This window comes from Mycobacterium sp. 360MFTsu5.1, from assembly GCF_000383495.1.
GTDB classification, from domain to species: Bacteria; Actinomycetota; Actinomycetes; order Mycobacteriales; family Mycobacteriaceae; genus Mycobacterium; species Mycobacterium mucogenicum_B.
The window spans coordinates 472,800-498,111 of the sequence record NZ_KB911464.1 but is presented as its reverse complement, the minus strand read 5'-3'; the positions used below and the strand labels follow the sequence as shown (position 1 = coordinate 498,111).

Genomic DNA, 25,312 nt, shown 5'->3' with positions numbered 1-25,312 from the left:
CCGACAGTACCCCTATCGGGCGTACTGGTCCGCCACGTCGAGGGCGCGGTCCAGGATTTCCAGCCCGGCACGGACCTCGTCGTCAGTGGCATTGCACGGCGGCACCACATGGATACGGTTGAAGTTGGTGAACGGCATGAGGCCGTTGTCCTTGCAGAACGCGATGACGGTGTTCATCGCGGCACTGCTGCCACCGTAGGGCGCCAGCGGTTCGCGCGTTTCCTGGTCCTTGACCAGTTCGACGGCCCAGAACACGCCCGCGCCGCGGACTTCACCGACGCTGCGGTGCCGCTGCGCCATGTCCCGCAGGGCCGGCCCGATGATGTCGGCACCGAGGTGGGCCGCGTTCTCGACGATGCCTTCGTCGCGCATCGCGTTGATGGTCGCGACGGCGGCCGCTGTCGCCAGAGGGTGCCCGGAGTAGGTCAGGCCACCGGGGTAGGCGCGCTCGGCGAAGGTCTGGAAGATGGCGTCGCTGATCGCGACACCACCCAGCGGCACATAGCCGGAGTTGACGCCCTTGGCGAACGTCAGAAGGTCCGGAACGACATCGAAGTGGTTGATGGCGAACCACTTTCCGGATCGGCCGAAGCCGGACATGACCTCGTCGGCGATCATCACGATGCCGTACTCGTCGCACAGTGCGCGCACGCCCGCCAGGTAGCCCGGCGGCGGCATCATGATGCCCGCGGTGCCCGGAATGGACTCCAGGATGATGGCCGCGATGGTCGACGCGCCCTCGAGCTCGATGACGCGCCGCAGTTCGTCGAGGGCCCGCGCGGACTCCTGCTCCTCGGTCTCGGCGTGGAACACCGAGCGGTAGAGGAACGGTCCGTTGAAGTGGACGACGCCGGCGGCGCCGCGGTCGTTGGCGAACCGTCGGGGATCACCGGTCAGGTTGATCGCCAGGTCGGTGCCGCCGTGGTACGCGCGGTAGCGGGCGAGCACCTTGTGCTTGCCGGTGTGCAGCCGGGCCATGCGCACGGCGTGCTCGTTGGCGTCGGCGCCGCCGTTGGTGAAGAAGATGTGGTTGAGGTCGCCGGGCGTCAGATCGGCGATCAGCCGGGCCGCCTCGGACCGGGCGGCGTTGGCGTGCTGCGGCGCGACGGTGCACAGCTTCGCGGCTTGTTCCTGAATCGCCGCAACGACTTTCGGGTGCTGGTGGCCGATGTTGGTGTTGACGAGCTGCGAGGAGAAGTCGAGCAGCCGGTTGCCGTCGCCGTCCCAGAAGTAGCTGCCCTCGGCCGCCGTGATGGTCATGGGGTTGAGCGCGGCCTGGGCCGACCAGGAATGGAAGACGTGGGCTCGGTCCAGCGCGTAGGCGCGCTCGGCTTCGGCGCGCATCGAGTCGATCGTGTGTCCGGCGGGCAGAACGTGGTCTGCGGCGAGGGTCATGTCAGGTCCTCTATCTGGTTGCGCTATCAGTTGTTCTCCGGGAAGCCCAGGTTGATGCCACCGTGGCTGGGGTCGGCCCAGCGCTGGGTGACGGCCTTGGCGCGGGTGAAGAACTGCACGCCTTCGGGGCCGTAGGCGTGGGTGTCGCCGAACAGCGAGGCCTTCCAGCCGCCGAAGCTGAAGAACGCCATGGGAACCGGGATCGGGACGTTGATGCCGACCATGCCGACCTCGACCTCGTTCTGGAACCGGCGGGCCGCGCCACCGTCGTTGGTGAAGATCGCGGTGCCGTTGCCGTAGGGGTTGTTGTTGATCAGTTCCAATGCCTCGTCGTAGGTTTCGACGCGGACGACCGACAGCACCGGGCCGAAGATCTCGTCGGTGTAGACGCTCATCTCGGGGGTGACGTTGTCGAGCAGGGTCGGGCCCAGCCAGAAGCCGTCTTCGGCCCCCTCGACGGTGACATTGCGGCCGTCGAGCACGACCTTGGCGCCCTCGGCCTCGCCGGCGTCGATGTAGGCGGCCACCTTGTCGCGGTGCACCTTGGTGATGAGCGGGCCCATGTCCGAGCCCTTGGCGCCGTCACCGGTCTTGATGGCGGCGGCGCGCTCGGCGATCTTGGCGACCAGGTCGTCGGCGATCGGACCGACGGCGACGCAGGCCGAGATGGCCATGCAGCGCTCACCGGCCGAACCGAAGCCGGCGTTGACCATGCTGTCGGCGGCCAGATCCAGGTCGGCGTCGGGCAGGATCACCGCGTGGTTCTTGGCGCCGCCGAGGGCCTGCACGCGCTTGCCGGAGGCGGTGGCGGTCCGGTAGACGTACTGCGCGATCGGGGTGGAGCCGACGAACGAGACGGCCTTGATGGCGGGGTTGGTCAGCAGCTCGTCGACGGCGGTCTTGTCACCCTGCAGGACGTTGAAGACGCCGTCGGGCAGACCGGCTTCCTTCCACAGTTCGGCCATCCACAGCGAGGACGACGGGTCCTTCTCGGACGGCTTGACGACGACGGTGTTGCCGGCGGCGATGGCGATGGGGAAGAACCACATCGGCACCATGGCCGGGAAGTTGAACGGCGCGATGATGGCGACCGGGCCGAGGGCCTGGCGGATGTTGTAGACGTCGACGCTGGTGGAAGCGTTCTCGGCGTAGCCGCCCTTGAGCAGATGCGGGATGCCGCAGGCGAATTCGACGACCTCGATGCCGCGGGCGACCTCGCCCATGGCGTCCGAGAGCACCTTGCCGTGCTCGGCGGTGATGATCGCGGCGAGCTCCTCGCGGCGGGCGTTGAGCAGCTCGCGGAACGCGAACAGCGTCTGCACCCGCTTGGTGATCGAGGTGTCGCGCCAGGCCGGGAAGGCGGCGACGGCGGCGTTGATGACGGTCTGGGCGTCCTCGACGCTGGCGAGTGCGACCTGGCCGGTGACCTGGCCGGTGGCCGGGTTGGTGACCGGTGCCGACTGTCCCGAGGATCCGGTGAAGACGTCGTTGTTGATCCAGTGCGAGATGGTCTGCGAGGTGGTCATCGTCGAGGTTGGCCTTCCTGGTCGGGGCGGGTGTGCACTCAGCTTGCCCCGGCGGAACCCCCGAATCGGCCGACAATCTGTATCACGTTCGACCTTTCGATTTACACTTTGTAAATGCCGACCGTCGCCGAGATCGTCGCCCTGCCGGTCATCCAGCAGGGCGAGCCCGAGATTCTCTGTGCGACCGGTTTCGACCGCCCGATCCGCTGGGTCCACGTCAGTGATGTCCCGGACCTCTCGGAAGTCCTGCAGGGTGGCGAGCTGGTGCTGACGACGGGTGCCGCGCTGCGGGCCGCGCCGCTGGAGTACCTGCGGTCGGTGGCGGCTGCGCACGCCGTCGGCGTCATCGTCGAACTGGGCGCCGGGGCTGTGCCGCTGCCGGTCAACGTCGGGTCGATCGCCGAAGAGTTGGGTCTGGCCCTGGTTGCGGTGCGCCGGGTGATCAAGTTCGTCGAGGTGACCGAACAGGTGCACCGGGTGATCGTCGCCGACCAGTACCAGGAGGTCGATTTCGCGCGGCAGACGCACGAGGTGTTCACCGACCTGAGCATGCGCCGGGCGACGCCCGCCGGGATCGCCGAGGCGGCGGCGAATCTGCTCGGCGCGCCCGTCGTCCTCGAGGACCTCACGCACCAGGCGATCGCGGTGGCGACGGCCGGGCGTCCGACCCCAGATGTGTTGCGGGACTGGCAACGTCGGTCCCGTCAGCACGAGACCGGGGCCGTGCGGACCGACGACTGGGTGATCAGCGAGGTGGGCCGCGGCGAGGATGCGTGGGGCCGCCTGATCGCGCTGAGTCCGTCGGACGACGTGGCGGGCCGGTTCACGATGGTGCTGGAGCGGGCGTCCCAGGCGCTGGTGCTGCACCGCATGGCCGAGCGCGGCCGTACCGACATCGAACATCAGGCGCAGGCCGGCCTGCTGGAAGATGTTGCGCGCGAACGCATCCGATTCGAAGATGAGGCGACCGCGCGCGCCTTCGCGCTGGGCTTGCGGCCGGCGGCGCAGTACCTGCCCGTGACGCTGCGGATCGCGGGCTGGGCCGCGCCGGATGGTTCCGACGCCGACCCGGTGTCCGAACAACGCCGCAGTGCGCGCCTGCTCGACGTCGTCACCCGGGCGGTGAAGGCGTTGGGGCACACCGGATTGTTCTCACTGCGCGGGCCCGGCGAGATCGCCATGGTGTTGTCGCTGAACGCGCGCGCGGGCAGCGCGCTCGAACCTCTCGGCCGGGCACTGCGGCGCGACGCCCAACGTGCCGTCGACGCCCAGGGCCTGGTGCTCGGCGTCGGTACGCCGGCGCCGGGGCTTATCGACGCGATCCATCGCATCACCGATGCCGCCCATGTCGCCGAGGCGGCGCTGTCGCTGCCCGCCTCGCAGCGGGTCTGCTTCCGGGTCGCCGACATCAGGCTGCGCGGGCTACTGTCGATGCTGCGGACCGACCCGCGGGTGCAGCGGTTCGCCGAAGGGGAGCTGCGCGCGCTGATCCTGCACGACATGGAGACCGGTGACGGTCTGCTCGACGTGCTGCGCGGATACCTCGAACTCGGCGGCAACAAGTCGGCGCTCGCGTCGCGGCTGCACCTGAGTCGCCCGTCGCTGTACGCGAAACTGGGCCGCATCGAGCAGATTCTGGGCGTCGATCTTGCCGACGGCGAGTCGGCGACCTCGCTGCATGTGGCGTTGCTGATCCTGGAGACACGCAACGCTTTCGGTGGCGGCGGCGCACCGCTGTGACATGCTTCTGACCGTGTCGGGCACATCGCAGAACCGCCAGGGCAATGCCACCCGCGCCAAGTTGGTGAAGACGGCCGAGAAGCTCTTCGCCGAACAGGGCGTGGATGCCGTCTCCGTGCGCTCGGTCAACGCCGCGGCCGGCCTCGGCGCCGCCTCGGTGCACTACCACTTCGGTTCCAAGGACGAGTTGCTGCGCGCGGTGGTGCTGGACCTCGGGGCCGCGGTGGGATCGGCCATCCAGGCCAATGTCGATGTGCTGGCGGCAGATTCGGCCGCGCCGTCGCCCGACGCGTTGGTGCGGGCCGTCACCGCGCCCTATCTCGATCTGCTACGGCGCCAGCGCACCCGCGGCATGCGCTGGATCAAGATCATGGCCCAGATCACCCAGGCCGGCCCGGCCGATGAGAACATCGAACCCAAGCTGCGCGTCGCCCTGCTGGCGCAGGTGCGGCGGGCCTTCCCGAACGCCGACGAGAGCCGCCTCGAGGCGCGCTGGGCGGTGTCGATCATGGGCTTCGTGCAGGGCCTGAGCCGCGCCGACGAATGGGACCGCGCCAAGCTGTCGGCCCCGGCCCTCGAAGCGTTCTACGAAGACCTCGTGACGTTCGTCGTCGGCGGCACCGAGCGCCTCTTGAACTCTTAACCGCGAGCGGCCGTGTCTGCACGGCAACACGCCGCAAATAGCGTGCATTCTCGTCGCGTTCGCGGCTGATGAGCGTGCTCAAACAGCGCATTCGGCGGCCGATATTTTTGGATCACTTGATCCAATCGAGTGATCGGATTACAGTCGGCCGGGCAAGCCGAGACATCCCTCACCCAGAATCAGGAGACCACCGTGAGCAGCGTTGCCCAGTGGAGCCCGACGTCCATGAAATTCGGGGCGTTCCTCGCCCCGTACCACCCGCTCACTGCCGACCCGGCGCTGCAGTTGCGCCGCGACATCGACCTGATGACGCACCTGGACCACCTCGGTTTCGAAGAGGCGTGGATGGGGGAGCATCATTCGACCGGCTCCGAGATCGTCCCGGCCCCCGATGTTTTCATCGCCGCCGCCGCCGAGCGCACCGAGCGCATCCGCTTCGGCACCGGCGTGATGTCGCTGCCGTACCACCATCCGCTGATCACCGCTGACCGCATCACCCAGCTGGACCTGCAGACCCGGGGCCGCCTGATCGTCGGCACCGGCCCCGGCAAGATTCCGCTCGACGCGCACATGATGGGCATCACCACCACCAACCAGCGCCGCATGCAGGGTGAGGCCCTGGAGGCCGTGCTCGCCCTGCTGCGCGGTGAGGTCGTCAACATGGAGACCGACTGGTTCACCCTGCGCGACGCCCGCGCCCAGCTGCCCACCTACAACCCGGCCGGCATCGAGGTCGTCACCGCCTCGACCATCTCGCCCAACGGTTCGGTGCTGGCCGGCAAGCACGGCCTGTCGCTGTTGTCGCTCGCGGCGAGCTCGCAGGCGGGCTATGAATCACTGGACCGCAACTGGGGTGTGTACGAACAGGTTTCGGCCGAGAACGGCTACGTCGCCGACCGGTCGACGTGGCGTCTGGTCAACCCGATGTTCATCGCCGAGACGCGCGAGGAGGCCGAGCGCGCCGTCAGCCGTCGCATCAATCACATCGCCGAGTACGTCAACCGGCAGCAGAACATCAACCCGGATTGGGCGCAGACCCCAGCCGGAATCATCGACTACTGGCGCAACGAGTCGCTCGGCGAGTTCGGCCAGGCGATCATCGGAACCCCGGAGGACGCCATCGCCCAGATCGATCGCCTGATCGAGAAGACCGGCGGCTTCGGCACCCTGCTGATCATGCACGTGGATCTCGCCGACTGGGAGAACACCAAGCGCAGCTACGAGCTGTTCGCCTCGGAGGTCATCCCGCACTTCCGTCGCCGCAACGTCGCGCGGCAGGCCAGTCTGCAGTTCGCGCAGGACAACTCCGAGGTGCTGATCGGCAACCTCGTCGGCGCAATCACCAAGGCGTACACCGATTACTACGGCCGGCCGACCGATCTCCCCGCCACTCCGGCGCCCTCGACCGAACTCAACACCGCGGGAGCACACGCATGAAGGCAGCACAGTTCATCGACGGCCAGTTCACCGTGACGGACGTGCCGGAGCCCCCGGCCACCGGTCCGGGACAGCTGCGCATCAAGGTGGCCGCGTGCGGCATCTGTGGCAGTGACCTGAGTATGTCCAAGGACCCGTGCCGGTTCGTTTCCGTCGCCGCCGGGGCGGGCTTCCCGTTCGCGGTGTTCGATGCCACCCGTCCGGTGGTGCTGGGGCATGAATGGGCGGGCGTCGTCGTCGAAACTGGCGCGGGCGTCGAGGGTTTCAAGGTCGACGACCGCGTCACCGGGCTGGGCATCACCACCGAGCAGAACGGGATGCCGACCATCATCGGCTACTCGAACGACTACCACGGGGCGTTCGGCGAGTACATCGTCGTCGACGCGTTCTGGGTGCGGCACGTGCCCGACGGCCTCTCGCTGGAGCACGCGTCCCTCGCCGAACCACTGCACGTCGGCGAGATGCACATGCAGCAGTCGGGGCTGGCGCCCGCGGACACCGCGCTGGTGATCGGTTGCGGCTCGATCGGCCTGGGCACCATCCTCGCCGCGAAGGCCGCCGGCGCGCGCCTCGTCATTGCCTCGGAGCCGTCGCCGAAGCGACGCGAGCTCGCCGCGAAGATGGGCGCCGACATCGTCGTCGACCCCAATGAGCAGGACCCGATCGAGGTCTACAACGAGTTGCTGGCAAGCGGCAAGACCGGCGGTGGGCTCTTGATCGCCTACGAGTGCAGCGGCCGGGTCGGCACGCTCAACACCCTGACCCACACGCTGCCGTGGGGTTCGCGGATTCAGGTGGTGGCATCCCCGTTCGCCGAGGAGACCATCATCCCGGTCGTGGCGCAGATGCGGCAGATCGCGATCAACTTCGGGCACGGCCCGTACGAGCAGGCCTACGAAAAGGTACTGGCCCGGCTGGCCGCGGGCGAGATCGACGCCGAGGCGCTGATCACCGGACGTACCGGGCTCGACGGCATCGCCGACGCGTTCACCGCCCTGCGGAATCCGGACGAACACGTCAAGATCCTGGTACTCCCGTCGTGATCGTGAGCAGCGTTACCGACGTGTAGCCGTGTCGATCACGGGACAGGCGGGCCCGGGTGCGGCACAGTTAACTGTATGGCCGGTCAAATGATTCCGAAGCCCAGCGACCTGAAGGCCGCGGCGCAGTCCGCGGTCGATGCCGCCCAGTCCGCCGTCGAGATGACGCAGGCGGTGGCCAGCGGTGCCATGCGCATCCCGCCGGCCTCCGTCCAACTCGCCGCCCAGGTACCCGATCTCATCGAGAACCTGGCGGTGGCCACCGAGCGGCTCAACGCGACGATCGACCGCACCGAGCGGTTCATGGCCATGGCAGATCCCATGTTCCGCACGCTCGACGCCCTACTGCCGCAACTCGAAGCCCTGGTGAACACCGGCAACGAGGTGTTCCGGCTGCTGTCCAACATCCCCGGGGTGTCGAGGCTGAACCCCTTCAGCGGGGGACCCAAACCGCCGCAAGACAGGTGATTTGTGCACGATTTTCCGCGCCGGCCGCGGAAAATCGTGCACAAATCACTGGAGGGCGTTGAAGCGCAGCGTCAATCCGTCGATGAATGCGGTGAGGGCCAGCTCGAAACCGGCCGTGTCGATCTGGTCGGCCTTGCCGCGCAGCAGATGCGCCTGGCCCATGTGCGGGTAGCGGTCGCGATAGACCTGCACGTCGTCGGTGAACCCGCGCGAGAAGGAGCCGACGGTCGATCCGAGCACCAGCGACCGGGTGGCAGCGCCGATCAGAGTCGCTTCGCGCGGTGGCCAGCCGGCGCCGACCAGGCCGCCGTGTACGGCGTCGGCGATGCGGAGACTGACGTCGCGACGGCCCGGCCCGGTCGCCAGGTAGGGCACGAGATTCGGGTGGGCCGCCAGCGCGGCGCGGTGCGAGCGGGCCCACGCCGCCAGCGCGTCCTGCCAGTCGTCGCCGCGGTCGAACCCTGACGTGTCGATCTCCCCGGCGACCCGGCTCGCGACGGCGTCGAGCACGTCGTCCTTGGTGGGGTAGTGCTTGTACAGCGACGACGCCTGCACGCCGAGTTCGGCGGCCAGCTTGCGCATCGACATTTCGGCGAGGCCGTCGCGATCGATCAATTCCAATGCCGTGTCACGGATGAGTTCGCGGTTGAGCAGCGGTACGCGGGGCCTGCCCATCTGCTTCTCCCTTGAATTAGCGAACGTTGTTAGCTTATGGTGACAGCAACAAGCTAACACTGTTCACCACTTTTGAGGAGTTGTCTGTGAAACGCGAGGTCTACAGCGAAGAGCATGAGGATTACCGGGCCATGATCCGGGCCTTCGTCGAGGCCGAGGTCAGTCCGGTCTACGACGAGTGGTTCGAGAAGGGCCTGGTGCCGCGTGAGTTCTACTACAAGCTCGGCGAACTCGGCATCTTCGGCGCGGAAATCCCGGAGGAGTACGGCGGCGAGGGCCTGACCTCGTACAAGTTCCAGGCGATCCTCACCGAGGAACTCGCCCGCGCCGCGGTGTCGTTCGGTGGCTCCAGCGTGCACGTCGGCCTGTGTCTGCCCTACATCCGCGACATCGGCAACGAAGAGCAGAAGAAGCGCTGGTTCCCCGGCATGCTCAGCGGCGAGATCATGTTCGCCATCGCGATGACCGAGCCGGGCACCGGTTCCGACCTGGCCGGAATGCGCACCACCGCAAAGCTTTCCGAGGACGGCACGCACTACGTCCTCAACGGTTCCAAGACCTTCATCACCGGCGGTGTACACGCCGACCGCGTGATCGTCTGCGCGCGTACATCGGCCCCCAAGGAAGACGACCGCCGCTTCGGCATCTCGCTGCTGGTGGTCGACACCAAGCTGGAGGGCTACTCGGTCGGCCGCAAGCTCGACAAGCTGGGCCTGCGCTGCTCGGACACCGCCGAGCTCAACTTCACCGACGTCAAGGTCCCGGTCGAGGACATCCTCGGCGAGGCCGACCAGGGCTTCAACTACCTCGGCCAGAACCTGCCGCGCGAGCGGCTCGGCATCGCCGTCAGCGCATACGCGCAGGCCAAGGCCGCCGTCCGATTCGCCGTGCAGTACACCAAGGACCGCACCGTGTTCGGCAAGCCGGTCGCCTCGTTCCAGAACACCAAGTTCGAGCTCGCCGCCTGCCAGGCCGACGTCGACGCGATGGAAGCCGTCGTCGACCGTGCCATGGAAGCCCACGATCTCGACGAGCTGTCCGCCGCCGACGCCGCCAAGGCCAAGCTGTTCTGCACCGATGCGGCAGCGCGCGTGATCGACCGCTGCCTGCAATTGCACGGCGGCTACGGCTACATCAACGAGTACCCGATCGCCCGGCTGTATGCCGACAACCGCGTCGGCCGCATCTACGGCGGTACCAGTGAGGTCATGAAGATGATCATCGCCAAGGACATGGGCCTCTAAATCGACTGTCGCAGTGTGCGAAGGCGCCCGTCGGAGTAACTTCACTCTCGGGCGCCTTTCTGCATTTTCCGGCTCGGGTGAGGTGCCCGAATCGAGGGAACGACGTAAGTGGCAGCCCCACGACACCACGTGCACGTGTGCGACCACCCGCTCACGCGGGGTCAGGCGCGCCGACTCAGTCGGCGCTTCGCCGTCGCGGGAGTGCAGATCGAGCCCGGACGCCTGCAGGAGATCGCGGCGGGCGCCGCCACCGTCGGCGACGAGCACATCGACGTCGCGTTCGCCATGGTCGCCATCAGCTACGTCGAGGACCGCCGCATCGCAAAATTGACGCGCATTCGCCGCCGGATGGGCCGCTGGCTGCTGGTGGGTGCGATGATCGTGTTGAGTCTGTGTCTGCTCATCAGCCTGGCGATGGCCATGCTGACGCTGATGCAGCCCACGTTCACGGGGGTATGAGGAGTCGAGATCGAGAACGTACTGACGCGGTGGGCGATCGGGGTCATCGCCTTCGCGATGATCGTCGTCGCTGCCGTGTTGCCGTGGTACACCGCGCACAACGACCATGGCCACGGTTCCATGAGCGGCTGGGGGATCTGGGACATCACCGGGAACCTGGGCGCCGCGCTGCGGCCGCTGCCGTTCGCCGTGCTGATCGTGCTCGCTGCCGGCACGATGATCGTCGCTGCGATACGCGCCATGTTCGGCACCGCGCTGGCCGCGGCCATCGCGTGCTTCGTGGTCAGTCTGCTGCCGTTGATGACGGGTGGCGCGGTCGACCGGCGGCTGGCCGGAAGTGATTCTGTCGCAGTGGTTCTCGGTCAGGCGGTCACGCCGATGATCGCCATCGGCATCGTGGCCTGCGTGGTGACCTGGATCGGCTATGCGCGGTGCGTGCTGCGCGCGGCGCCGAGAGCCGAAGTCGAGGTCCAGCCGGTCTGACCGGCATTCCACTGATCGGACGTTCGCCCTGTCCGAGCCCGTGCCCTGCGATTTACTTCGGCCATGGGTGCACAGGAACTGTTCGGTGGTGGGGTTGCGGTCATCACGGGTGCCGGCTCGGGCATCGGGGCCGGTCTGGCCCGGTATGCGGCCAAGCTCGGGATGACGACGGTGCTGGCCGACGTCGACGCCGCCGCGATCGCCGGCCTGCGTGACGAGTTGTCCGCGACGGGCGCAACCGCCGTCGACGCGGTGTGCGACGTACGCGATGCCGAGGCCGTGCAGGCCCTGGCGGACCGGGTCAACCGCGAGATCGGGCCGGTGCGCCTGCTGGTGAACAACGCCGGCATCGAGCAGTTCGGGTACCTGTGGGACACGCCTGTCGCCAACTGGGACCGCGTCATGGACGTCAACGTCAACGGTGTCTTCCACGGTGTGCGGGCCTTCCTGCCTGCCATGCTGGCGTCGGACGAACCGGCGTGGGTGTGGAACATGTCGTCGGTCGGCGGCGTGTCGACGGTGCAGCTGCAGGCGCCCTACATCGTCAGCAAGCACGCCGTGCTCGCACTGACGGAGTGTCTGCGCGTCGAGGTCGAGCTCGCCGGGCACGACGACCACGTCAGCGTGCAGGCGGTGCTACCCGGACCGGTGCAGTCCAACATCTTCACGGCGGCCGGCGGTGTCGACAGTGGAAGCGGGGACGCCGCCGACGCCTCAGAGTCCGAGCGCGCGGCGATGCACCAGCTCTCCGCCATGGATCCGCTCGCCGCGGCCGAGGCCATCTTCGACCAGTCGGCAGCCGGCGGCTTCTACCTCACCACGCATCCCGACGCCATCGCCGGCGCCATGGCCGAACGCGCCCGGGTCCTCAGCGAGCAGGCGATCCCGAAGCTGCGCACCCGCCGGTTCGCCACCAAATAGGTCACCCCAGAGAGGCGAGGAGGGCGGCCAGTCCGTACTCGAACACCGCGTCGTAGTCGGTCGGCGAGCGCAGGGCGTCGACCAGTTTCTGATCCGGCCAGTCGTCGCCCCACAGTGACGGGTCCTCTTCCTCGTGCTCGCCGCTGCGGATCGCCGAAAACTGCATCAGCGCAGACGAAATCACGTGCACCTCGATGGACCGCAAGGCCAGGGCCGCGCGGTTGCCGGTGATGCCCAGCGCGGCCAGTTCGGCGGCGAGGGTCTGCTGCACGGACTGGAACAGCGACGGCGTCCGGTCGCGTTCGTGCGCGATCGCCATCAGGTGCTGGCGTTCGATGAGCGCGGTGCGCTGTGCGCGGGCCAGGGACGCGATGCGATCGGCCGGCGTATCGCCGGTGGCGGGCAGGCTCGCCATCACCTCGATCAGCCGATCGATCAGGTGGTCGAACAGCTTGTCCCGGCCGCCGACGTGCCAGTAGATGGATGTGACGGCGACGCCGAGGTGCTCGGACAGGCTGCGCATGGAGAAGCCCTCGACCCCGTCGCGTTCCAGCAGCGCCGCGGCGGTATCCAGAATGAGTTGCGCGTCAACAGGTTTCGACGGGCCATCCGACCCGCGCTGGGTTGCCTGAGCCATGACCACCTCCTTCGGGCTTGCCGACCACCTAATCACACCAGGGCTGCGTCCAGTCTCTGGATCTGCCGCCCATCACGGTGTAACACTGTTACAGTACTGCCGCTGACGGATGTTCGCGGGCAGCAACGAGGGAGCAGATGTGTTCGATCTGAAGATCACCGGTGGCACAGTCGTCGACGGCACCGGGGCCGCCCGGTTCACCGCCGATGTCGCGATCAAGGACGGCAAGATCGTCGAGGTGCACCGCCGCGGTCCGAACGACCCTGTGCTGTCCGGTGATTCGGCCGAGACGATCGATGCCGGCGGCAAGATCGTCGCGCCCGGTTTCGTGGACATTCATACCCACTACGACGGCCAGGTGAGCTGGGACAGCGTCCTGGAGCCGTCGAGCAACCACGGGGTGACGACGGTGGTCGCGGGCAACTGCGGCGTCGGCTTCGCGCCGGTGCGCCCCGGTCAGGAGGAATGGCTGATAGCGCTCATGGAGGGTGTCGAGGACATCCCCGGCACGGCCCTGACCGAGGGCATCACTTGGGGCTGGGAGAGTTTCGGCGAGTACCTCGACGTCATCGGGCAGCGCGAGCTGGCCGTCGACATGGGCACCCAGATCGCGCATGGCGCGGTCCGCGCGTACGCCATGGGGGAGCGCGGCGCCCGCAACGAACCCGCCACCGCCGACGACATCAAGGCCATGGCGAAACTGGTGCAGGAAGCGATCGAGGCCGGCGCGCTGGGCTTTTCGTCGTCACGCACGTTGGCGCACCGTGCCATGGACGGCGAACCCGTGCCCGGCACCTTCGCCGCCGAGGACGAGTTGTTCGCGCTGGGCCGGGCCACCGCGGCCGGCGGTGCGGCCGTCTTCGAGCTGGCCCCGCAGGGTGCGGCGGGCGAGGACATCATCGCGCCCCGCAAGGAACTCGACTGGATGCGACGGCTCGGCGAGGAGATCGACTGTGCGCTGAGCTTCGCGCTCATCCAGGTCGACGCCGACCCCAATCTGTGGCGCGAGCAGCTGGACCTTTCTGCCGCCGCACACCAGGCGGGCAGCCGGTTGTTCCCGCAGGTGGCGGCGCGGCCGTTCGGCATGCTGTTGGGCTTCCCCGGCCATCACGCCTTCACCCACCGGCCGACCTACCGTCGGCTGGTCGCCGAATGCACGCGCGAAGAACTGGCCGAGAAGCTCGCCGAACCCGCGGTGCGGGCCGCGATCCTGGCAGAAAACGACCTGCCGATCGATCCCACGAAGCTGTTCGACGGCATGTTCATGCTGGCGCAGAATGCGGCAAATCGCTTGTACCACATCGGCGAACCGCCAGACTACGAGCCGACTGTCGAGCGCACCGTCGCTGCGATCGCCGAAAGGCGCGGTGTGGACCCGCTGGCTGCGATGTACGACCTGATGCTCGAAGCTAACGCCGGGGCCATGCTCATGTACCCGATGTTCAACTACTCGGACGGTAACCACGACGCCATCCGCGAGATGCTCACGCACCCTGCCGGCGTGCTCGGTCTCTCCGACGGCGGCGCCCACTGCAGCATGATCTGCGACGCCTCCTACCCGACGTTCCTGCTCACGCACTGGGCGCGCGACCGCCACCGCGGTGAGAAGCTGCCGCTGGAGTACGTGATCCGCAAGCAGTCGCACGACACCGCCCAGCTCTACGGCATGTCCGACCGCGGCGTCATCAGTGTGGGCAAGAAGGCCGACCTCAACGTCATCGATCTGGACGCGCTGACGCTGCACGCACCGAAGATGGTGCACGACCTGCCCGCTGGCGGAAAACGCTTGGTGCAGGGCGCAAGTGGCTACGACGCGACGATCGTCAGCGGCACCGTCACCCGCCGGCACGGCATCGACACCGGCGCGCGGCCGGGCCGCCTGGTCCGCGGCATCCGCTAGGCGGAAGGGCCCGACACCAGTCCCGCTGCGGGATTGGAATCCTGATGATTTCAGGAGCATCGCGGTGCCTGTAGGGCGGTGCGGAGGCGGCAAGCGCGCTCTGAAGATCGTGTCGAAGCAACCTGCCCCTGGGGCCACGTCATTCGCCGCGAGGTGTGCCACGGGCGGACGCCGTCGACTTCCACCGGCTGTGAAACGCGTTGGTACTGAGCCGGTTTGATGTCCCGGTGCACGCTGCTCGGGTGTCTCCGGCGGCCACCGGCGATCCTGCTGGCCTGCCCTTGGCTCGGCCATCGCGCCGGCCGAGCGTCCGCCTACCGGACGTGCCGACCACTCGGCCGACTATTCCCCACCCTGGCGCTGCCGCTGCCGCCACCGCCGCGATCTGCGCGCGGCTCGGCAGAGTGGTCCTATCCCGTCAGGAAGGCAGGTTGCGTGATGCCTGATTCGTCGAGCCGAATCCATCTGGCCGTGGCGCTGGACGGCGCCGGCTGGCACCCGGCCGCCTGGCGCGAACCCGATGCACGACCCGCCGACCTCTTCGGCGCCGGCTACTGGACCGACCTGGTCCTCGAGGCAGAGCGTGGAGCGTTGGACTTCGTGACCATCGAGGACTCGTTGGCGATCCAGTCCGACGATCCCTTCGTGCCGGACCATCGCGTCGATCGGGTCCGCGGCCGGTTGGACGCGGTGCTGATCGCGGCGCGGATCGCGCCACGTACCCGGCGGATCGGGCTGGTGCCGACGGCCGTCGTCACCCACACCGAGCCATTCCACGTGTCGAAGTCCATCGCGACGCTCGACTACGTGAGCGCCGGCCGGGCCGGCGTGCGCGTCCAGATCGCCGGCCGCCCGGATGTCGCTGCGCACTTCGGGCGACGTGAGGCTGCGGCCCGGTCGCGGGCCGACGAGTACTTCGCCGAGACCGCCGATTACGTCGAGGTGCTACGTCGGTTGTGGGACAGCTGGGAGGACGACGCGGAGATCCGCGATGCGGCCACCGGGCGCTTCATCGACCGGGACAAGCTGCACTACATCGACTTCAGCGGCCGCTGGTTCTCGGTCAAAGGTCCGTCCATCACGCCGCGCCCACCGCAGGGGCAGCCGATCGTCGCGGCGCTGGGCCACGGCCGCGCCGCCCACGAGTTGATCGCCGGCAGTGCGGACGTCGGGTTCGTCACCCCTGGCGATGCCGCACAGGCCGTAGCTGTCGTCGAGGAAATCCGTGGGCTGCAGCACGACGCGGGCCGCGGGTCCGAGCCGTTGCACATCTTCGGCGACGTGGTGGTGTTTCTCGACGACAGCGCGTCGGCGGCACAGGCCCGCAGGCGCCGGCTCGACGACCTCGCCGGTGCCGAGTACCGGAGCGATGCAGCAGTTTTCGCCGGAACCGCCGCACAATTGGCCGACCTGCTGACGGAGTGGCACGGCGCCGGGTTGACGGGATTTCGGCTGCGGCCGGCGGCCCTACCGCACGACCTGCTCCAGATCACCGAGCAACTGGTGCCCGAACTGCGGCGCCGCGGACTCTTCCGCGACGAGTACGAAGCGGACACGTTACGTGGCCTGCTCGGGCTGTCACATCCGGCCAACCGTTACGCAAGGAGCAGCCAATGAGCAAGCCAGTCAAGCAGATTCATCTCGCAGCGCACTTTCCGGGCGTCAACAACACCACGGTGTGGAGTGACCCCGCGGCCGGCAGCCACATCGAGTTCAGCTCCTTCGAGCACTTCGCGCGCACGGCCGAGCGCGGGAAATTCGATTTCCTGTTCCTGGCCGAGGGCCTGCGCCTGCGCGAACAGAACGGCGAGATCTACGACCTCGACGTCGTCGGGCGTCCGGACACCTTCACCGTGCTGGCCGCGCTGGCCGCGGTGACCGAGCGAATCGGGTTGACCGGCACCATCAATTCGACCTTCAACGAGCCCTACGAGGTGGCTCGGCAGTTCGCCTCGCTGGACCATCTCTCCGACGGCCGCGCGGCCTGGAATGTCGTCACATCGTGGGATGCGTTCACGGGCGAGAACTTTCGCCGTGGCGGGTTCCTGGCGGAGGATGAGCGCTACGAGCGGGCCAAGACATTCCTGCAGACGGCGCTGGAGTTGTTCGACTCGTGGCACGGCGACGAGATCGTGGCGGACAAGACGAGCGGCGTGTTCCTGTCCGATCCCGATGCCGGTGCGTTCGAGCACACGGACAGCCACTTCGACATCCACGGCCGGTTCAATGTGCCGCGCAGCCCGCATGGGCGTCCGGTGATCTTTCAGGCGGGCGACTCGGACGAAGGTCGCGAGTTCGCGGCGTCCGCTGCGGACGCCATCTTCTCGCGGCACAGCACGCTGGAAGCCGGGCAGGCGTTCTATACCGACGTCAAGGGCAGGTTGGCGCGCTACGGGCGGCGCCATGACGAGTTGCTGATCCTCCCCGCCGCGACGTTCGTGATCGGCGACACCGATGACGAGGCGGCCGACCTCGCACACGAGGTCCGGCTCGCCCAGGTGTCCGGGCAGACGGCGATCAAGTTCCTCGAACAGCTCTGGAACCGCGACCTCTCCGATCATGACCCGGACGGGCCGCTGCCGGCGGTGGACCCGGTCGTGGGGGAGAACACCATCGCGCGAGGGCGGGCCAGTGTGCGCATGTTCCGGGACCCGCTCGCGATTGCCGCCGAGTGGCGGGCCAAAGCCGAGGCGCAGAACCTCACGACGCGCGAGCTGATCGTCGAAGTCACCGGGCGCCAGTCGTTCATCGGATCGCCCCAGACCATCGCGGAGACGATCGACCGATTCGTTCAGGCCGATGCCAGCGACGGATTCATCCTCGTCCCGCACATCACACCCGGCGGGCTCGACCCGTTCGTCGACCGGGTGGTGCCACTGCTCCAGGAGCGCGGGACGTACCGCACCGATTACACGGGCACCACGTTGCGCGACCACCTGGGACTGGCGCCGCTGCCGCGGCCGGCAGTGCGCACGAATGTCTCCGCAGAAGTGGCGTCGTAGCTCATGGCTACTCCACTGACCGTGCTCGATCTGGTGCCGATCTCGTCGGGTTCGACTGCACCGCAAGCGCTACGCAACAGTATCGACCTCGCCAAGCGCGCGGAGGCCCTGGGTTACACGCGCTTCTGGTTCGCCGAACATCACCTCAATCCCGGTATCGCCGGCACCTCACCGGCTGTGCTTCTCGCGCTGACCGCCGCGGAGACCTCCACGATCCGCCTGGGCTCGGGCGCGGTGCAGATGGGTCACCGAACCGCGGTTGCGACGGTCGAAGAGTTCGGTCTGCTCGACGCCCTGCACCCGGGCCGGTTCGATCTCGGCCTGGGACGCTCGGGCGGGAAGCCGCGGGAACCCAAGGTCCCGGTGGGTGCCGCGGTGGGCACCCCGAGCACCCGCAACGGGGCGCACGGGCTGCTGATCCCACCGAAGTTCGACCCGCGGCCGCTGTTGAATTCTCCGCGGTTCGCCCTCCAACGGGCGCTGCTGCAGCTGCCGGGCGCGCAGTCGCAGGACTACACCGACCAGATCAACGACATCCTGGCGTTCATCGCCGGGGTCTACCGCGACGCGGACGGCCTGGCGGCGCGGGTCGTCCCCGGGGAAGGCGCCGACCTTCAGATCTGGATCCTGGGCAGCAGCGGCGGAGAGAGCGCCGAAGTAGCCGGCACCAGAGGGCTGCGGTTCGCGAGCAACTACCACGTCGCACCGTCGTCGGTACTCGAGGCGACCGACGCCTACCGGGCCGCGTTCCGCCCATCGGCCGAACTCGACGCGCCCTACGTCGCCGTGTCGGCTGACGTCGTCGTCGCCGACGATGAGGCCACGGCCCTCGAACTCGCCACCGGATACGGCCTGTGGGTGCGCAGCATCCGCACCGCCGAAGGCGCCATCCCGTTTCCGACCCCGGCCGAGGCGCGGGCGCACAACTGGACGGCCGCCGAACGTGAACTCGTCGCGGACCGGGTGGACACCCAGTTCGTCGGGTCCGCCGCACAGGTCGCCGACAAGCTGGAACGGCTGCGCGACGCCACCGGGGCCGACGAGTTGATCGTCACCACCATCACCCACGACCACCGGGACCGGGTGCGTTCCTACGAGCTGTTGGCCGACGAGTGGTCCCGGCGGTGAACAGCTACAAATAGATGTGTAGCGGCGCAGCCTTTTTCAAGGGTGCGCTTAGGCTGGACCCATGACACCGGGTAGCGGCCTTTTCCAGATCGAGGACTGCGTCGACGACGCCGGGGCGGTGACGCTGCCACCCGGCGCGACGCTGATCGCCCTGATCGACGGGAACGTCGCGCATCTGCCCGACATGGTGGCGTACCGCTACCTGGACTACTCCGGTGCCGATGTGCGAACTTTCGAAGTGACGTGGTCCGAGCTCGGGGTGCGGCTGGCGGCCATCGCGGCCCGGGTGCAGGCGGTCATCGAGCGCGGTGACCGCGTTGCCATCATGGCGCCGCAGGGCCTCGACTATGTCGCCGGGTTCTTCGCGGCGATCAAGGCGGGCGCCATCGCGGTGCCGTTGTTCGCGCCCGAATTGCCAGGGCATGCCGAGCGTTTGGACATCGCGCTCCACGACGCGCGACCGGCGGCGATCCTGACGACTGCGGCGGCGCGGCCGGCCGTCACCGAATTCCTGTCCGCGCATCCGGACCTGGGTGCTCCGACGGTCATCGCCATCGATGAGGTGCCGGACGACGCGGGCGTTTCGTTCGAACCCGTCCACCTCGAGATCGACGACGTCTCGCACCTGCAGTACACCTCGGGCGCGACCCGCCCGCCCGTCGGCGTAGAGATCACCCATAAAGCGGTGGGCACCAACCTGATTCAGATGATCCTGTCCATCGACATGCTGGATCGCAACACACACGGCGTCAGCTGGCTGCCGCTGTATCACGACATGGGGCTGTCGATGATCGGCTTTCCCACGGTGTACGGCGGGCACTCGACGTTGATGTCGCCGACCGCGTTCATCCGCCGGCCGCTGCGGTGGATCCAGGCGTTGTCCGAGGGCTCGAAGGTCGGCCGAGTGGTCACTGCTGCACCGAATTTCGCCTACGAATGGGCCGCGCATCGTGGTGCGCCGAGCCCGGGGGACGACATCGACCTGGCGAATGTGGTGATGATCGTGGGCTCGGAGCCGGTCAGCATGGACGCCATCAAGAGCTTCAACTCGGTCTTCGAATCGTTTGGACTCCCGAAGACGGCGATCAAGCCGTCCTACGGCATCGCCGAGGCAACACTTTTCGTATCCAACATCGCGCCCGATGCGGAGGCGACGGTGCGGTACTTCGACCGCGAGCAGCTTGCGTCCGGCGCGGCGGTGCCGGTGGCCGAGGACGCACCGGCTGCGGTGGCGCAGGTGGCGTGCGGGCAGCCGGCGAGCAGTCTCTGGGTGGTGATGGCGGATCCGGCCACCGGAACCGAACAGCCCGACGGTCGAGTCGGCGAGATCTGGTTGCAGGGCAACAACATCGGCCGTGGTTACTGGGGGTTGCCCGAGGAGACCCGAGAGGTTTTCCATGCTCGACTGCGCCGCACCTTGCCGCTGAACAGTCACGCCGACGGCTCTGATATCGACGGATCCTGGTTGCGGACAGGCGATCTGGGCTTCTACCTCGACGGCGAATTGTATGTCACGGGTCGTCTGGCCGACGTGATCACGATCGGCGGGCAGAACCACTATCCGCAGCACATCGAGACGACGGCCGCCGATGCGTCACCACTGGTGCGGCGCGGCTACGTGACGGCTTTCAGCGTGCCGGGGGACAGCGGCGAACAGCTCGTGATCATCGCCGAACGTGCGTCGGGCACGGCCCGCCATGATCCTCAGCCGGCGATCGAGTCGGTCCATGCGCTCGTTTCGGAGCGTCATGGCGTGACCGTCTCCGACGTCCGACTGCTGCCCGCCGGCGGCATCCCGCGGACCACCAGCGGGAAGCTGGCGCGCCGTGCCTGCAGGGCCGCCTATCTGGACGGCAGCCTGTAGTCCAGGTGGTTCCCACGAGCCGCTATGAAACGGTTCATATTCGGGCGGCCGTCAGGCAACTTGTCGTGCGGGTTTCGGCAGTATTCAGTCCACTCTTGACTCTCCAATATGAACATGATCATAATTCGACTCGATTGATCCGCCCGCCAGGAGTCGTCCAATGCCGCCCGACACCCGCCAGTCGATGGTGCTCGCTGCCGTCGAGCTGTTGCGTGAACGCGGCGTAGACGGCGTCACGCTCGACGACGTGCTGAGCCGCAGCGGCGCACCTCGGGGCTCGATCTACCATCATTTCCCCGCCGGGCGTGCGCAGATCATCGACGAGGCCGCGCAGCTCAGCGGTGATGCCATCTCGCGGCTCATCTCCAATGCCGCGCCTGGTGGGCCGGCCGCCATTGTCGATGCGTTCACCGCGTTCTGGCGAAAGCTGCTGCAGCAGAGCGATTTCGCCGCCGGATGTCCGGTGGTGTCCATTGCCGTCAGTGCTGTGCCGGGCTCCGCGCTGGCCCAGCATGCCAATCAGATTTTCCGCACCTGGCATCAGCTGGTCACCGATTGCCTGGTGGCCGATGGTCTCGATACCGCAGTCGCCCGCAGGCTGGCCACCATGTCGCTCGGGGCCATCGAAGGTGCGATCACCATGTGCCGCGCCACGTCGAGCCTGCAGCCGCTCGATGATGTCAACGCCGAACTGAAGCTGCTGTTGGCAGCCCGGACACTCTTTGCCGCCGACGCACGTACCCCGAAGGGAAGTTGACATCATGGAGTGGACCGGTGCGGTGTATGCCGACGCCCCGACCGTCGAGGTTTCGACGTGGATCGACGCGCCCGTGGCCCGGGTGTGGGAGCTGGCGTCGGACATCACGGTGATGCCCGAGTGCAGCCCCGAGTTGCAGCGAGTCGAGTGGCTGGGGGACTGCGACGCACCTTGTCTCGGAGCCCGTTTCGTCGGCCATAACAGTCATCCCGCACTCGGGGACTGGTCGACGGAGTCCGAGATCATTGAGTACGAACCCCAGCAGGTGATGGCCTGGGCCATCGGCGACGCCGGCAATCCGACCGCAACCTGGCGCCTGAGCCTGCGCCCCGAGGGCACCGGAACCCGGCTCGTGGAATGGGCTCAGATGGGGCCTGCGCCGTCGGGGTTGTCATTGGCGATTGCCCGGATGCCCGACAAGGAGCAGAAGATCGTCTTCAACCGGCTCCGCGAATTCGAGTCCGGCATGCAGCGGGTCCTGGAGCACATCAAGCAGCGGGCGGAGAGCTGATGCGCGCGGCGACGACGGTCGAGGCCGCCAGCCTCGGAAACTGGAACCATCAAAGACTTTTCGTCTCCGAGGCCGAGAAGATGGGCCTGGATATCTGTTGGGTCGCCGAGGCATGGGGATCCGACGCTCCGTCGGCACTCGGTTACTACGCGGCATGCACCGAACGGATGTTGTTGGGTTCGGGCATCATTCAGCTCGGCACCCGCACGCCGGTGGCGATCGCGCAGGCCGCGATCACGCTGTCGAATCTGTCGGGCGGCCGCTTCCTGCTGGGCCTCGGCGCGTCGGGACCACAGGTCATCGAGGGACTGCACGGCGTACCGTTCGCCAAGCCGCTGGGCCGGATGCGCGAGACCATCGACATCATCCGCCAGGCCATCGCGGGCGACCGGGTTTCGTACGCAGGCAAGCAATTCCACATCCCGCTGCCGGGCGGCGATGTGAAGCCGATGCGGTTGTCGATGCGGGCGGAACACGAAATCCCGCTGTACATCGCCAGTCTCACGCCCGCGATGCTGCGGCTGACCGGCGAGGTCGCCGACGGCTGGCTCGGCACCAGCTTCGTGCCCGAAGGCGCGGACGACGCCTACTTCGCACACCTCGACGACGGCCTCGCCCGCTCCGGCCGGACGCGGGCCGACCTCGACATCTGCCAGGGCGCCGAGGTGTCGTTCGCGCGTGACGAGGCCCATCTCAAGACGCTGATCGACGCCCGGAAGTCCGAGTTGGCGTTCAGCCTCGGTGGAATGGGCTCGGCCTCAACAAATTTCTACAACCAGGCGTACAGCCGGCAGGGTTGGGGCGAGGTCGCGGCGGCGGTCCGTGAACGCTGGCAGTCCGGCGACCGCGACGGCGCGGCGGCGCTGATCACCGACGAGATGATCTTGGCCACCACGTTGATCGGCACCGCGGACATGGTGCGCGATCGCCTGCAGGTGTGGTGCGATGCCGGCGTCGACACCGTCCGGATCTACCCGGCGGGCGAGACGCTCGAGGAACGGTTCACCACACTCGGTGCCGCCATCGACCTGGTGCATTCCATCAACCGGTAGCCCGCCGCGGCAACTCGCCCCGCGCACTACGTGTAGGCGACGTGGACCTGGTGGATGTGCCCTTCGAACGGGAAGGGTGCGCGTTCCCGGTAATCCATCGACACCGGCGACCCGAGGCAGGTGCCGATATCGAGGCAGTCGTTCGCGGTGAACAGCAGTGGCGCACTGATCGGAACCGTGCCGGATGCCACCTCTGAGCCGTCAACGGCGACGGTGATGTCCAGCGGGCCGCCGGGACGTAGTTCCGCGTACTGGGTCGTCACCGTGATGGTGTGCCGGCCGGGCGCGATCGCAGCCTCGGACTGAATCTTGGTGCGCTGCAGGATGAACAGGTTGTACTCGTAGCGGACGTGGCCGTTCTCGAGGTAGCAGGTCAGGCCGCCGGCGCCACTGCCCAGGGCGTACAGCACGCCGGACGCGTTCTCGGGGACGTCGGCGTCGATGGTCACCACGTTGTTCTTGTTGCCCAGTGCCGGGGCGCAGAACTCGGGCATACGGATCATGTCGCCGGAGAACTGCCACTCCCGGAACGGCGGCGCAATGCGCAATTCCGGGTGGTACACGGGAACCCACAGCCCGCCACCGATCGGCAGCACGGCGTTCCGGGCCGCTTCGATGGCGAACATCTCCCGCATCTGCGCAAGCTTGTCCGGCAGCTGTTCGGCGAGATCCTTGGCCTGCGACCAGTCTTCGTCCAGGTTGTACAGTTCCCAGACATCCAGATCGGGCGTCCACGTCGCGATGCCCGGGGGTTGTCCCGGGACCCACGGCAATCGCGGCCCACGTGCTGACGCGATCCAGCCGTCGTGATAGATCGCCCGGCTGCCCATGATCTCGAAATACTGAGTCTTCTTGCCGCCCGGGCCGTTCCGGTCTACCAGGGTGCGGGCGAAGCTGGCGCCGGCCAGCGGCATCTGCGGTTCGCCATAGACGGTGCGCGGCGGTTCGATGCCGACCACCTCATAGATCGTCGGCACGATGTCGTTGCAGTGCAGGAAGTTGTCGCGCGGCACGGCGTCGGCGGCGATCTTCGCGGGCCAGCGCACCGCCAGCGGATTGCGCGTCCCGCCCAGATGCGACGCCAACAGCTTCATACCCTTGTACGGCGTGCTGCCGGCCCAGGCCCATCCTGCGTGGTACTGGTTGTCGACCAGGGGAGAGCCGAGGACGTCGAGTCCGCCGAGCTCATCGAGTGCGTCGATGTGCTGACGGACGGTCGTCGGAATGCCATTCTGCGCCAACAGCTCCGAGATGGTGCCGTTCTGGCCTTCACCCGAGGAGCCGTTGTCGCCCCAGATGTACAAGAACAGTGTGTTGTCGGCGTAGCCGAGGGCATCGAGTTCGTCGGCGATCCGGCCGACCTGCACGTCGACATGCTCGGCGTAGCCGGCGGCGACCTCCATCAGACGACGCTGGAATGGCTTCTCGTCCTCGGGGATGTCGTCCCATGCCGGCAGGGTCTCATCGCGTTCGGTGAGTTCGCAGTCCTGCGGGATCCAGCCCTTTTCCTTGGCACGCTCGAACACCCGCTGGCGGTAGGCATCCCAGCCGTCGTCGAACTTGCCGGCGTACTTGTCCGCCCATTCCTTCATGATGTGGTGCGGGCCGTGCAGGCAGCCGCTCGCCCAGTACATGAAGAACGGCTTGTCGGCGTTGAAGGCCTTGTGCCGGCGCAGCCACGAGATGGCGTCGTCCGCCAGATCTTCGGACAGGTGATAGCCCTCTTCGGGAGTCTTCGTCGGGGCCACCACCGTGGTGTTGCGGACCAGATTCGGCTCGTACTGAGACGCCTCACCGGCAAGAAAACCGTAGAAGTACTCGAAACCCAAACCGGTGGGCCAGTTTTCGAAGGGGCCGGCCGCCGTGGTTTCCTCTGCCGGGGTGTTGTGCCACTTGCCGAAGGCCGACGTGGCATAGCCGTACTGTTTGAGGACTTCGGCGACCGTGGCACTGGACCGCGGAATCTTCCCCGCATACCCGTCCCAGTCGTTGGCGAGTTCGGCGATCTGCCCGTTACCGATCTCGTGATGGTTGCGACCGGTCAGCAGCGAGGCGCGCGTCGGCGAACACATCGCGGTGGTGTGGAACCTGTTGTACGCGACACCCTCCGCGCACACCCGGTCGAGCGTCGCGGTGGTCACCTCACCGCCCAGGGTGGACGGCAGCCCAGGACCGGCGTCGTCGATCAGGACGATGACGATGTTGGGGGTGTCGTCGTGCAGTCGCTTGGGGACCGTGCGCGGCTGGTACGTCGATTCCTGCAGCGTCCGGCCGGCGATGCTGGCAGATGGAACCGGCGGGAATGGCAACACGCCACCGTTCGGCAGTACCGGCGCCACGACACTCGCGTCAGACAACTCGACCCCTCATTTCCCCAGATGACCGCAAAGGATGTTCGGATAGCTGGCGTCTACTGTGCCGTACTCCACT

The 25,312-nt window shown here is 67.5% G+C and carries 22 protein-coding genes; 17 read left to right on the top strand and 5 right to left on the bottom strand.

From position 1 onward, the window contains the following. Window positions 1-12: 12 nt before the first annotated feature. On the bottom strand, window positions 13-1,395 hold the full coding sequence (locus H289_RS0109235; protein ID WP_020100495.1) for an aspartate aminotransferase family protein: 1,383 nt from the start codon (window positions 1,393-1,395) through the stop codon (window positions 13-15). A 26-nt stretch (window positions 1,396-1,421) separates the two neighbouring features. Then, entirely contained in the window at window positions 1,422-2,921 is a 1,500-nt protein-coding gene (locus H289_RS0109230) for a CoA-acylating methylmalonate-semialdehyde dehydrogenase (RefSeq protein ID WP_020100494.1), read from the bottom strand. Window positions 2,922-3,035: 114 nt separating this feature from the next. On the opposite strand from H289_RS0109230, the gene H289_RS0109225 reads away from it, so the two are divergent. From H289_RS0109225 to H289_RS0109205, 5 genes are all read left to right on the top strand, one after another. Beyond that, the gene (locus H289_RS0109225; protein ID WP_020100493.1) at window positions 3,036-4,661 is read left to right on the top strand and encodes a PucR family transcriptional regulator; all 1,626 of its coding nucleotides are present in this window, start codon (window positions 3,036-3,038) and stop codon (window positions 4,659-4,661) included. A 13-nt stretch (window positions 4,662-4,674) separates the two neighbouring features. Beyond that, window positions 4,675-5,304 carry a TetR/AcrR family transcriptional regulator gene (locus H289_RS0109220; RefSeq protein WP_029105000.1) on the top strand — a complete coding sequence of 210 codons (630 nt, stop codon included), beginning with the start codon at window positions 4,675-4,677 and terminating at the stop codon, window positions 5,302-5,304. A 192-nt stretch (window positions 5,305-5,496) separates the two neighbouring features. Next, window positions 5,497-6,741: an LLM class flavin-dependent oxidoreductase gene (locus tag H289_RS0109215; protein WP_231387984.1), complete on the top strand. Its 1,245-nt coding sequence runs from the start codon at window positions 5,497-5,499 to the stop codon at window positions 6,739-6,741. Beyond that, window positions 6,738-7,784, top strand: a complete 1,047-nt coding sequence (locus H289_RS0109210; protein ID WP_020100490.1) for an alcohol dehydrogenase catalytic domain-containing protein — start codon at window positions 6,738-6,740, stop codon at window positions 7,782-7,784. Before H289_RS0109215 ends, H289_RS0109210 begins: the two co-directional genes overlap by 4 nt. A gap of 75 nt (window positions 7,785-7,859) precedes the next feature. Next, a complete protein-coding gene (locus tag H289_RS0109205; protein ID WP_020100489.1) occupies window positions 7,860-8,249 on the top strand; it encodes a hypothetical protein in 390 nt (129 codons plus the stop codon). A gap of 45 nt (window positions 8,250-8,294) precedes the next feature. On the opposite strand, the gene H289_RS0109200 is transcribed toward H289_RS0109205, so the two are convergent. After that, window positions 8,295-8,924, bottom strand: a complete 630-nt coding sequence (locus H289_RS0109200; RefSeq protein ID WP_020100488.1) for a TetR/AcrR family transcriptional regulator — start codon at window positions 8,922-8,924, stop codon at window positions 8,295-8,297. 86 nt (window positions 8,925-9,010) lie between these two features. On the opposite strand from H289_RS0109200, the gene H289_RS0109195 reads away from it, so the two are divergent. The 4 genes from H289_RS0109195 (at window position 9,011) to H289_RS0109180 (ending at window position 12,031) form a co-directional block, all read left to right on the top strand. Continuing rightward, complete coding sequence (locus tag H289_RS0109195; RefSeq protein WP_020100487.1) at window positions 9,011-10,168, top strand: acyl-CoA dehydrogenase family protein; 1,158 nt, start codon at window positions 9,011-9,013, stop codon at window positions 10,166-10,168. A gap of 108 nt (window positions 10,169-10,276) precedes the next feature. Next, window positions 10,277-10,627, top strand: a complete 351-nt coding sequence (locus H289_RS30180; protein WP_036420323.1) for a hypothetical protein — start codon at window positions 10,277-10,279, stop codon at window positions 10,625-10,627. A 57-nt stretch (window positions 10,628-10,684) separates the two neighbouring features. Continuing rightward, window positions 10,685-11,110, top strand: a complete 426-nt coding sequence (locus H289_RS0109185; protein ID WP_020100485.1) for a hypothetical protein — start codon at window positions 10,685-10,687, stop codon at window positions 11,108-11,110. A gap of 63 nt (window positions 11,111-11,173) precedes the next feature. Beyond that, window positions 11,174-12,031: an SDR family NAD(P)-dependent oxidoreductase gene (locus H289_RS0109180; RefSeq protein WP_020100484.1), complete on the top strand. Its 858-nt coding sequence runs from the start codon at window positions 11,174-11,176 to the stop codon at window positions 12,029-12,031. Between the two features lies 1 nt (window position 12,032). On the opposite strand, the gene H289_RS0109175 is transcribed toward H289_RS0109180, so the two are convergent. Continuing rightward, entirely contained in the window at window positions 12,033-12,668 is a 636-nt protein-coding gene (locus tag H289_RS0109175) for a TetR/AcrR family transcriptional regulator (protein ID WP_051128443.1), read from the bottom strand. Between the two features lie 139 nt (window positions 12,669-12,807). Here H289_RS0109175 and H289_RS0109170 point away from each other — a divergent pair, with 139 nt between their 5' ends. The 8 genes from H289_RS0109170 (at window position 12,808) to H289_RS0109135 (ending at window position 22,882) form a co-directional block, all read left to right on the top strand. Next, a complete protein-coding gene (locus H289_RS0109170; protein ID WP_029104999.1) occupies window positions 12,808-14,568 on the top strand; it encodes an N-acyl-D-amino-acid deacylase family protein in 1,761 nt (586 codons plus the stop codon). A 438-nt stretch (window positions 14,569-15,006) separates the two neighbouring features. Further along, window positions 15,007-16,185, top strand: a complete 1,179-nt coding sequence (locus tag H289_RS0109165) for an LLM class flavin-dependent oxidoreductase (protein WP_029104998.1) — start codon at window positions 15,007-15,009, stop codon at window positions 16,183-16,185. After that, a complete protein-coding gene (locus H289_RS0109160; RefSeq protein WP_020100480.1) occupies window positions 16,182-17,570 on the top strand; it encodes an NtaA/DmoA family FMN-dependent monooxygenase in 1,389 nt (462 codons plus the stop codon). Before H289_RS0109165 ends, H289_RS0109160 begins: the two co-directional genes overlap by 4 nt. 3 nt (window positions 17,571-17,573) lie before the next feature. Further along, window positions 17,574-18,698: an LLM class flavin-dependent oxidoreductase gene (locus H289_RS0109155; protein WP_029104997.1), complete on the top strand. Its 1,125-nt coding sequence runs from the start codon at window positions 17,574-17,576 to the stop codon at window positions 18,696-18,698. A 61-nt stretch (window positions 18,699-18,759) separates the two neighbouring features. Then, window positions 18,760-20,562 (top strand): fatty acyl-AMP ligase, encoded by a 1,803-nt coding sequence (locus tag H289_RS0109150; RefSeq protein ID WP_020100478.1) that lies wholly within the window; start codon window positions 18,760-18,762, stop codon window positions 20,560-20,562. 160 nt (window positions 20,563-20,722) lie between these two features. Next, window positions 20,723-21,319 (top strand): TetR/AcrR family transcriptional regulator, encoded by a 597-nt coding sequence (locus tag H289_RS0109145; protein ID WP_020100477.1) that lies wholly within the window; start codon window positions 20,723-20,725, stop codon window positions 21,317-21,319. A 4-nt stretch (window positions 21,320-21,323) separates the two neighbouring features. Beyond that, window positions 21,324-21,830 carry an SRPBCC family protein gene (locus H289_RS0109140; RefSeq protein WP_020100476.1) on the top strand — a complete coding sequence of 169 codons (507 nt, stop codon included), beginning with the start codon at window positions 21,324-21,326 and terminating at the stop codon, window positions 21,828-21,830. Next, entirely contained in the window at window positions 21,830-22,882 is a 1,053-nt protein-coding gene (locus H289_RS0109135) for an LLM class flavin-dependent oxidoreductase (protein WP_020100475.1), read from the top strand. Before H289_RS0109140 ends, H289_RS0109135 begins: the two co-directional genes overlap by 1 nt. Before the next feature lie 26 nt (window positions 22,883-22,908). Here H289_RS0109135 and H289_RS0109130 read toward each other — a convergent pair whose 3' ends face one another. Beyond that, window positions 22,909-25,239, bottom strand: coding sequence for an arylsulfatase (locus tag H289_RS0109130; RefSeq protein ID WP_036420322.1), 2,331 nt, complete (start codon window positions 25,237-25,239; stop codon window positions 22,909-22,911). Window positions 25,240-25,312: the final 73 nt, after the last annotated feature.